The sequence below is a fragment of the Limimaricola litoreus genome, from assembly GCF_024159025.1.
GTDB lineage: Bacteria > Pseudomonadota > Alphaproteobacteria > Rhodobacterales > Rhodobacteraceae > Limimaricola > Limimaricola litoreus.
In genome coordinates this window covers 81,907-89,682 of the sequence record NZ_JAMYXC010000029.1, presented here as the reverse complement: position 1 = coordinate 89,682, position 7,776 = coordinate 81,907, and the positions used below count along the sequence as shown (strand labels likewise).

At 65.7% G+C, this 7,776-nt stretch carries 10 protein-coding genes; 7 read left to right on the top strand and 3 right to left on the bottom strand.

Features of this window, described 5'->3' with window-relative positions; genetic code table 11:
• A partial coding sequence (locus NHG85_RS02450) for a DUF1403 family protein (protein WP_370362959.1) occupies positions 1–180 on the bottom strand: 180 nt, incomplete at its 3' end.
• 127 nt (positions 181–307) lie between these two features.
• Here NHG85_RS02450 and NHG85_RS02445 point away from each other — a divergent pair.
• From NHG85_RS02445 to NHG85_RS02415, 7 genes are all read left to right on the top strand, one after another.
• A complete protein-coding gene (locus tag NHG85_RS02445; protein WP_253329480.1) occupies positions 308–1,342 on the top strand; it encodes a tyrosine-type recombinase/integrase in 1,035 nt (344 codons plus the stop codon).
• A 207-nt stretch (positions 1,343–1,549) separates the two neighbouring features.
• On the top strand, positions 1,550–2,233 hold the full coding sequence (locus tag NHG85_RS02440; protein WP_253329478.1) for a MotA/TolQ/ExbB proton channel family protein: 684 nt from the start codon (positions 1,550–1,552) through the stop codon (positions 2,231–2,233).
• 1 nt (position 2,234) lies between these two features.
• Positions 2,235–2,618, top strand: a complete 384-nt coding sequence (locus NHG85_RS02435; RefSeq protein WP_253329476.1) for an ExbD/TolR family protein — start codon at positions 2,235–2,237, stop codon at positions 2,616–2,618.
• Positions 2,619–2,622: 4 nt separating this feature from the next.
• Positions 2,623–3,015, top strand: coding sequence for an ExbD/TolR family protein (locus tag NHG85_RS02430; protein ID WP_253329474.1), 393 nt, complete (start codon positions 2,623–2,625; stop codon positions 3,013–3,015).
• A complete protein-coding gene (locus NHG85_RS02425; RefSeq protein WP_253329472.1) occupies positions 3,012–3,887 on the top strand; it encodes an energy transducer TonB in 876 nt (291 codons plus the stop codon). Before NHG85_RS02430 ends, NHG85_RS02425 begins: the two co-directional genes overlap by 4 nt.
• A gap of 98 nt (positions 3,888–3,985) precedes the next feature.
• A complete protein-coding gene (locus tag NHG85_RS02420; protein WP_253329470.1) occupies positions 3,986–6,073 on the top strand; it encodes a TonB-dependent siderophore receptor in 2,088 nt (695 codons plus the stop codon).
• A gap of 192 nt (positions 6,074–6,265) precedes the next feature.
• On the top strand, positions 6,266–6,514 hold the full coding sequence (locus NHG85_RS02415; RefSeq protein WP_253329468.1) for a DUF1289 domain-containing protein: 249 nt from the start codon (positions 6,266–6,268) through the stop codon (positions 6,512–6,514).
• A 124-nt stretch (positions 6,515–6,638) separates the two neighbouring features.
• Here NHG85_RS02415 and NHG85_RS02410 read toward each other — a convergent pair whose 3' ends face one another.
• Together NHG85_RS02410 and NHG85_RS02405 are read right to left on the bottom strand one after the other, a co-directional pair.
• Complete coding sequence (locus tag NHG85_RS02410) at positions 6,639–7,109, bottom strand: Dps family protein (RefSeq protein ID WP_253329466.1); 471 nt, start codon at positions 7,107–7,109, stop codon at positions 6,639–6,641.
• Positions 7,106–7,648, bottom strand: coding sequence for a hypothetical protein (locus tag NHG85_RS02405; protein WP_253329464.1), 543 nt, complete (start codon positions 7,646–7,648; stop codon positions 7,106–7,108). Before NHG85_RS02405 ends, NHG85_RS02410 begins: the two co-directional genes overlap by 4 nt.
• Positions 7,649–7,776: the final 128 nt, after the last annotated feature.

Sequence of the window (7,776 nt, the reverse complement as noted above, 5' to 3'; positions counted from 1 at the left end):
CCGGTCGCGCCACAGCGTCAGAGGCAAGCCCGGCTGGGCCATCACGCCTTGCAGATGCGCCAGCGCGGCGCCGGCGCGGAACGCGGCCTCCTCGGGATCCGCAGGGCGGCCCGTGACGGCCCAGCCCGGAGCAGCAGGCCAGGAGGGCGCGGGAAGATGAGGATGCGGATGAACGGACATGCCTCTCGCGCTACCGGGTCGCGGCGCTTTTGTCCATTCCATGGCGTTTTAACCGCCGCGCTGTGCGGTCTAACATCATGTCCGATAATCTTGGTTTATCGGACATAGCGGTGATACGCTTATCGGCATGCCGGACACGCCCCAAATCCCCGCTCCGATCGCCCTGCCCGAGCATGTCGCGGGCTCCGGCAATCTCGACCGCCTCGTCGACACCGCCCGCGGCTATGCCGACCATGCTATCGCCGAGAACACGCGCCGGGCCTATACGCGCGACTGGGCGGCCTTCGCGCGCTGGTGCCGGTTGAAGGGCGCCGACCCCCTGCCCCCCTCCCCAGAGTTGGTCGGCCTCTACATCACCGATCTCGCGGCCCCCTCGGGCACGGCCCGCGCGCTGTCGGTGGCCTCGATCGAGCGGCGGCTGGCCGGTCTCTCCTGGGGCTACGCGCAGCGCGGCTTTCGGCTCGACCGCCGCGACCGGCACATCTCATCGGTCCTCGCCGGCATCCGCCGCCGCCACGCCCGGCCGCCGGTGCAGAAGGACGCGATCGGACCCGACGATCTGCGCGCGATGCTGGCCACCCTCGGCCACGACCTGCGCGGGCTGCGCGATCGGGCGATGCTGCTTGTCGGCTTCGCCGGGGCGCTGCGCCGCTCGGAACTCGTCGGGCTCGACCGGGTGAAAGATGACACCCTCGACGGCAGCGGCTGGGTCGAAATCCTCGACGCCGGCGCGCTTGTGACGCTGCGCGGCAAGACCGGCTGGCGCGAGATCGAGATCGCGCGCGGCTCCAGTAAGACCACCTGCCCGGTGCAGGCGCTGGAGTGCTGGCTGGACTTCGCGAAGATCGATTTCGGCCCACTGTTCACCGCCGTCAGCCATGACGGAGCCCGCGCCCTCGAGCGTCGCCTGAACGATCGCCACGTGGCGCGGCTGGTGCAGCGCACGGCGCTGGCGGCGGGGCTGCGAGCCGAGCTGCCGGAGGCCGAGCGCCGGGCTCTCTTCGCCGGGCATTCGCTGCGCGCCGGACTGGCCTCGTCGGCCGAGATCGACGAGCGCCATGTCCAGAAGCAGCTCGGTCATGCCTCGGCCGAGATGACCCGCCGGTATCAGCGAAGTCGGGACAGGTTCAGGGTGAACCTGACCAGGGCCGCGGGGCTGTAGCAGTCTTTAATCTCGAATTCGGTAAAGGGGCGTTTCCTAAACATAGGGCTATTCACAGCCACCGGCTTCTTTTCAGAAGTCGCCGAGCGCCCAACCCCATGCGTTCGTCTCACCACACGTATGGACCTACCGCACAATCCCGACTATTAGACTAAGACTTTGTATTGCGCCCGATCGGTGCACCGCCCGCAATCGAGGGAACCCATCATGAACGAGATCTGGACACGCGCGCAGACGGGGCTTGAAGGCGGCTGGGAGGTAATTGTGCTTGGCGGCCCGGCGATCTGGGCGATTGTCGCTCTCTCGGTGATCACACTGGCGCTGATCCTGTGGAAAACGTGGCGGCTGGCGCTGCTCGGAGCGTGGAGCGGAGGCCGGCGCACGCGGCGCGCGGTCGCGCATTGGATCGCAGGGCGCGAGGCCGAGGCGCTGGCGTTGATAGACGGGCGGCGCAGCTGCCGGGCACAGCTGGTGCAGGCGGCGATGCGGTCCCGGCGCGATCCCGGCCTCGACGATGCAGCCGCGCAGTCTGAAACTGAGCGCGTCGCCCGGGAGCTACTGGCTCGCGCCAAGGCCGGGCTGCGGCCGCTGGAGCTGATTGCGACCATTGCACCGCTGCTGGGGCTTCTGGGCACCGTACTCGGCATGATCGCCGCGTTCCAGGCGTTGCAGGAGGCCGGCAGTCGGGCCGATCCGGCGGCACTGGCGGGCGGTATCTGGGAGGCGCTGCTGACCACCGCCGCCGGCATGGCGGTGGCGATTCCGGCCTCGATGGCGCTAACCTGGTTCGAGAGCGTCGCCGACCGGCTGCGCCACGAGATGGAGGACGCTGCGACCCGGATTTTCCTGCGACCGGTGGCGTCGGCCGAGCTGGTCGCGCGGGCGGCCTGAGATGAATTTCGCCGATCTCGACCGGTCGCGTCGGCGCATCAGCCTGACACCGATGATCGACGTGGTGTTCCTGCTTCTGGTGTTTTTCATGCTCTCCGCTCGGTTCGGTCTCGACCAGCAGCTGCCGCTGAACGCCGCGGGAAAGACAGCAAGCGCGGGCTGGCAGGGGCCGCCGCGGCTGGTCACAGTCGGAGAAGAAACGCTGGCGCTGAACGGCGTGGCAATCGAAGAGACGGCGCTGGCCGAGGCGCTGGCCGGTCTGGTTGAGGACCCGTCCGACACCATCGTGCTGCGCGCCAAAGAGGGCACCGGGCTTCAGCGGCTGGTGACGGTGATGCAGCGTCTCTCGGCCGAGGGCTACGGCCAACTTGTGCTGGTGGAGTGAACTGATGAGATTGTCCGAGCCGCCCCGCAAGCCGCAGACCGAGAGCATCGTACCGATGATCAACGTCGTGTTCTTGCTGTTGATCTTCTTTCTGATGACAGCGCAGATCGCGCCGCCGGAGCCGTTCGAGGTGACGCCGCCCAAGGCCGAGGCCGAGACGCTCGCCGGCGGCGAGCTGGTGCTGCACCTCTCGGCCGAAGGCACGGTGGCGTTCCGCGATACACTGGGTGATGGCGCGATCGCCGCGGCTGCCACTGAGGCGGAAATCTGCGAGGATTGCGAGGTGCTGACGCTGCGCGCCGATGCAGGCGTGCCGGCGACGCGGCTCGCGGCGCTGCTCCCCGAGCTGTCGGCTGCGGGCTTTTCGGCGATCGAACTCGTGACAGCCGCACCATGAGGCGTTTGCTCGAAGGCGCAAGCTTCCTTGCGCTGGCGGTCGGCGCGCATCTGGCGCTGCTCGCTCTGCGCCCCGATGAGGGGACGCCAACCGCTGCCGGGGCGAGCGGGGCCGAGACGGTGACGCTGGCGGCTGGGGACGCGCAGATCGCAGTGCTTGTTGATACGTGGGAGCGCCCGCCCGAGACAGAGAAGATCGCGCAGCCCATGCCGATCGCGCCTCCCGTGCCGCAGATGCCAAAGATGCCGGCCCCCGCCGCTCCGGTCGCACCTGCCATGCCAACCGGGCCGGGCCTTGCGGTGCCGCAGGCGCCAGCGCTGCCCGCCGCCCCCGAGATCGACACAATCTCGGCTGAGCCGCAGCCGCCCGAGCCGCAGCAGCCAATGACCGAGCCACCGAAGGACCGGCCGCAGCCGCGCCCGGAGCGGCCGCCCGAACTGGCGCCGAAGCCCGAACCAAAGCCCCAGCGGGAGCCGCAGCGGCAAGTCTCCGAACCGCGGCAGGCACAGCGCGCCGCTGGATCAGGCGGCGGCGCTCAGGCGGGCGCGGCGCAACAGCAGGCCGCGCCGGGGCTGTCGCCTGGGCAGGTTCAGTCGCTGACCACACAATGGGGGGCGCAACTGCGTTCGCAGATCGAGCGGCGCAAGCGCTATCCCAACTCCGCGCGTGGTGCCTCGGGCCAGGTGACGGTGCGGATTACGGTGGATCGCGGCGGTCGGCTGACCGGCCTCGCTCTGGTCGGCTCCTCCGGCAACGCCGTGCTCGATCAGGCCGCGCTGAATGCGGTGCAGGCCGCGCGGCTGCCCGCCGCGCCGCAGGGTCTGAACAATCCAAGTTACAGCTTCACCTTACCAATGCTGTTTAACGGATGACTGAAATTGGTTCTTGATAATTTCAGTAAGGAAATGTAGCGGGTCTGCACCCAGCCGGCATGGCAAGGCATTTCCAGCACAAACTCATGGAGACGGTCATGCTGCTTCGGCGCACCGCAATTTCTATCTGTGCCCTGATGGCGGCGTTCCCTGCCGCGGCACAGGACATCGAACTCGACCCCATCACTGTTGAGGGTGAATTCGAGGACACCTTCTTTGGCGATGCCATCGCGCTCGACAGCAACGTCACCAAAACCGGCGCGCCGATCGCGCTGACACCGCGCGCTATCTCGGTGGTGACCGAGGCCGAGATTGCCGAGCGCGGTGCGCAGGATGTGGAACAGGCGCTACAGTACAGCGCCGGTGTGTTCGCCGGCGAATTCGGCCTCGATAACCGCTCGGACTGGTATCTCGTGCGCGGCTTTCGCCCGGCCACCTTCCATGACGGGCTGGCAGCGCGCTACGGCTACTACAACGATACCAAGCCCGAGCCCTTCCTGCTTTCGCAGATCGGCGTGCTGCGCGGCCCGGCCTCGGGGCTTTATGGCAATGGTGAGGTCGGCGGCGTGGTCAACACCTCCTCCAAGACCTCGGCCGAAGACTCGGAGAACATCGCCCAGTTTCAGATTGGGTCGCATGAGCGCCGGCAGGTCGGGCTCGACGTCTCGCACGATCTAAATGCCGATGGCAGCCTGCGCAGCCGCATCGTAGCGCTGGCGCGCGACAGCGAGACTCAGGTGGAACACAGCCGCGACGATGCCTTCGCCATCGCGCCCTCGATCACTTGGGAGCCGCAGGCCGGCACCAAGCTGACCCTGCTGGGCAACTACCAAGAAAACCAGGCCAGTCCGATGATCCAGTTCGCCTCGCGTTTCGGTACTCTGGAGCCCTCGCCCGATGGACGCTTCCTCGATGACAGCCTCTTTGTGGGCGAGCCGGGCTTCGATCGCTATGACAGCGAAAGCCGTGGCGTCACGCTGTTGGCCGAGCACCGCCTGTCGCCGGTCTGGTCGATCGATGCGCGCGCCCGCGCGACCCGGGGCAAGGCCGATTACCGCCATGCCTGGTGGGCCTTCGACAACTTCGAGACGAACCGCTACAACAGCGATGACACGATCAACCGCACCTTCTACCGCGCCGAGAACGAACTCGAGACATTCGGTGCCGACGTGACCGCCACGGCCGATTACGCGCTCGGCTCGATCGAAATGCAGACCCTGTTCGGTCTGAGCTACAATCGCGGCGAATACGATAGCGATACCGGCTACGGCGCGCAGATCGCCCCGATCGATCCCTTCGACCCGGTCTATCCCGGCGCACCCGAGATCGCCGTGATCGACAGCCCGGCCAGCACGGTCGAGGAGCGCGGGCTCTACGTACAGAACCGCGCAACCTTCGGCGGGCGGCTGCATCTCGACACCGGCCTGCGCTACGGCGAGATCGAGACCGGCGAGACCACCGGCACCTTCACCTCGGCGGTCGTCAACGCCGAGGACGACGCTGTGACCGGCAATGTCGCGCTGCTTTATGCCTTCGATAACGGCGTCTCGGTCTATGGCAGCTACGCCGAAAGCTTCCGGCAGGAGGTCGTGGGCTCGGATGCGGAAGGCGATCCGTTCGAGCCGACCCGAGGCGAGCAATACGAGGTCGGTATGAAATACCAGCCGCTCGGCACCAACAGTATCTACTCGGTGGCGCTGTTCGACCTCACCAAGTCGAACCTGACCATCGCCGATCCCGAGAACCCGGGCTTCCAAATCCAAACCGGCGAGGCGACCGTGCAGGGCATCGAGCTCGAGGCGCAGACTCTTTGGCGCGACCTGCGCTTCGACGCGAACTTCACCATGCTCGACACCGAGAATGTCGACGGCAACTCCATTGCTACCGTGGCCGAGACTTTTGGTTCAGGTTGGGTGACTTATGCCCCTGAGGCTGGCCGGCTCGCGGGCTGGGAGTTCGGCGTCGGTGCGCGCTTTGCGGGTGATCGCGAGGATGGCGACGGCAACAGTTTCGTGCCGGACAACACGCTCTACGACGCGCGGGTGGCCTACGGCACCGACGATTACGAAGTCTCGCTCAACCTCCGCAACCTGACCGATGACGAGCATTTCACCAATTGCGATTCTGCCACGTGCTACTTCGGCGAGGGCCGCGACATCTCGTTAAGCACCAGCGTCAAGTTCTGATCAGCGGGTTCGGGGCGTTCCCGAAACGCCCCTACAGCCGCCGGGCCGGTTCCCTCCTGGTCCGGCGGTTCTCGCTTGTCTGCCGGGGATGGTGTGCGGCGGACAAGAAACCCGATGCCATATCTTTTCCCGTTTGGACGAGGTGACTATCTGAAGCGGCAAGGCAGAAGCCCCGGCCGCATCGGAGAGACCATGGCGAAGAAACTGCCATCCCCCTGCATCGACGTCTGCAAGTTCCGCCGCGAAGGTCATTGTATCGGCTGCTCTATGACCAAGGCCCAGAAGAAGATGTTCAAGACGTTGAAGAAGCCCGAGCACCGCGAGGCCTTCGTCACCATGCTGGTTCATCAGCAGAACGATCTGTGCCTGTTCCGACACTGGGCACCGGCCTATCTCAAGAAATGCGCGAAGAAGGGCGTGATGCCGCCCCTTGCGACTTGATCGCGATGTTCCGAGGCGGGAGGCGTGGGTCTCCGAATGCCGGACAAGCCCGCTGCGGCCCGGGTTATTCTGAAACAGAAAGCGGCGCCCCTCGGGCGCCGCTTGAATCTTTCACTCGCCGTTTTCAGGCGATATGGGCACGCAGCATCCAAGCGAATTTCTCGTGGGTTCGCCCGCGCTCGATGGCAAGATCCTCGGTCAAGGTATCACCGTGATTGGCTGCGAGTTCGCCAAGCCCCCCCAGCGTAGCAGCAATGGTCTCCTGCGCTTTCATCAGGATTTCGACCATCTCCCGGTCACTCTGATGACCGTCATGCTCCTCGACCTTTGATCGCTCGAGCATGCCGGCAAGTTTGCCCTCGGCATGCTCGTTCAGGGCACGGATACGCTCGGCAAGATCGTCCTGCGCCTGAAAGTGATCCTCGTAGATTTCCTGGAACAGGCGATGCAATTCACCGAAAGCCATGCCGGTGACGTTCCAGTGGAAGTTCTGGGCGAGCATGGTGGTGACCGCGGTCTCCGCCACGCTCTGGTTCAGCGCCTCGGCGATCTCCTTCCGAGCGTCGGGGCTCAACTCGATGGCAGGCTGTGTCATGACGCAATCCTTTCCAGCTTCGGGGATGCCGGATCATCTGTCGCGTCCGCCAAGCGTGTCAACGTGTCACTATCGGACGCGACGCGAGCGACCAGATGAACCAAGGACCGCCGGACCTGCGCTGGCACGCGGCTGTGCAATAGGAACGTGGCGCTGGTCAGGTCGTCGTCGCGCAGAGCGGCGATCAGGCGCAGCAACCAGCTTTCGTCGAAGGACAGCGCCCGGGCGGTCGGTCGATAGAAGCGGGGAGAGCGGCCAAGCGCTTCACCCAGCGTCCGGATCAGGGCATCGAGCACGGTGTCCGGCGGAATGTCTCGCCGAGTGCCAACCATGGCGCAGGCCTGCGCCAGTTCGATCCGGCTCCGGGACCGGCAACGTAGTGCAGACAGCCGCATTTGGGCCAGCAGTCGCCGGTCCTTGGGCTCCAATGAAGCTCGCTGGTCGCTGTCAAAGACAACGCGGGGGTCGGAGGCGGCGAGGAACATAGTTTTATCCAGGTCCAGAGTCGGTCGAGCATCTTGTTTCCCGACGATGTCCATCGGGCATCACGTCGAAAAAGGAGACGGATAGACATTGGCGTCCGCCGCTCCTTCATCCGGCGCCCCTCATACCCGACCAATATTGTCAGTCAACTTGTTTAATCCGACAAATTTGCTTAGGCATGAGT